We start from the raw sequence: 1,608 nt of genomic DNA, 5'->3' as shown, positions 1-1,608 counted from the left end.
GTGCTGGCGGTGGTGCGGGGTTCGGCGGTGAACCAGGATGGTGCGTCGAACGGGTTGACGGCGCCGAACGGTCCGTCGCAGCAGCGGGTGATCCGTCAGGCGCTGGCCGGGGCGGGTCTGTCGGCGTCGGATGTCGATGTGGTCGAGGCGCACGGCACCGGAACCCGGTTGGGTGATCCGATCGAGGCGCGGGCTTTGATGTCCACCTACGGACAGGGCCGCGATGCCGCGGAGCCGTTGCTGCTCGGGTCGATCAAGTCGAACATCGGCCACACCCAGACGGCCGCCGGTGTGGCCGGGATCATCAAGATGGTCATGGCGATGCGCGAGGGTGTGGTGCCGCGCACGTTGCATGTGGACGAGCCGTCCTCGCATGTGGACTGGAGCGAGGGCGCGGTCGAGCTGGTGACCCGGGCACGGTCGTGGCCTCAGGTGGAGCGGTCGCGCCGGGCTGCGGTGTCGTCGTTCGGGATCAGCGGCACCAATGCGCACGTGATCATTGAGCAGCCTCCCGGGGGGGAGGACGTGGGGGCCGGGGCTGATGGCGGGTCTGATGACGGGGTTGTTTCGTGGGTGGTGTCGGGGCGGAGTGAGGTGGCGTTGCGGGCGCAGGCGGCCCGGTTGCTGTCGCATGTGGAGGGTTCGCCTGGTCTGAGGTTGGCCGAGGTGGGGGTGTCGCTGGCCACGACGCGGTCGGCGTTCGAGTATCGGGCGGTGGTGGTGGGTGCTGAGCGTGCGGAGTTGGTGCGGGGCCTGGCCGCGGTGGCCGAGGGTGCGCCGGCCGCCGGTGTGGTGACCGGTTCGGTGCGGGGAGTGGCCAAGCTGGCGTTCCTGTTCACCGGTCAGGGCAGCCAGCGGGCGGGGATGGGCCGGGAGCTGTATGACCGGTTCCCGGTGTTCGCGCAGGCGTTGGACGAGGTGATCGCGGAGCTGGACCCGCTGCTGGAGCCGGCCGGGCAACTGGATGGTGGGGCGGTCGAGCGGGTGGGTCGTTCGCTGCGGGAGGTGTTGTTCGCCGAGCCGGGCAGCGAGTTGGCGGGGTTGCTGGATCGGACGGGGTGGGCGCAGCCGGCTCTGTTCGCGGTGGAGACGGCGTTGTTCCGGCTGGTGTCCTCGTGGGGGGTGCGGCCGGATGTGCTGGCCGGGCATTCGATCGGGGAGATCACCGCTGCGCATGTGGCCGGGGTGTTGTCGCTGAGCGATGCGTGTGTGCTGGTGGCGGGTCGGGCGCGGTTGATGCAGGCGCTCCCGGCGGGTGGGGCGATGGTGTCGGTGCGGGCTTCCGAGGAGGAGGTCGCCGCCCTGCTGGCCGGGCGTGAGGGCGAGGTGTCGGTCGCGGCGGTGAACGGTCCGGCCTCGGTGGTGATCGCCGGGGTGGAGGAGCCGGTCCTGGCCGTCGCCGCCGAGTTGGAGTCTCGGGGAATCAGGACGAAGCGGTTGCGGGTGTCGCACGCGTTCCATTCGCCGTTGATGGATCCGATGCTGGAGGACTTCCGTGCCCTGGCCCGGACGTTGTCCTACGGCCCGCCGCAGATTCCGGTGGTGTCCACGGTGACCGGGCAGGCGGCCACCGACGAGCAGTTGTGCTCGCCGGATTACTGGGTGGAG

General features: G+C 70.7%; 1 protein-coding gene. It reads left to right on the top strand.

The annotated features are described in order from the left end of the window. The coding region (locus ABT130_RS47560; RefSeq protein WP_350966496.1) for a type I polyketide synthase at nucleotides 1–1,608 on the top strand (1,608 nt) is incomplete at its 3' end.

Origin of the sequence: Streptosporangium sp. NPDC001681 (assembly GCF_040298085.1) — a bacterium.
Lineage (GTDB): Bacteria > Actinomycetota > Actinomycetes > Streptosporangiales > Streptosporangiaceae > Streptosporangium.
This window is presented reverse-complemented; position numbering and strand designations above follow the sequence as displayed.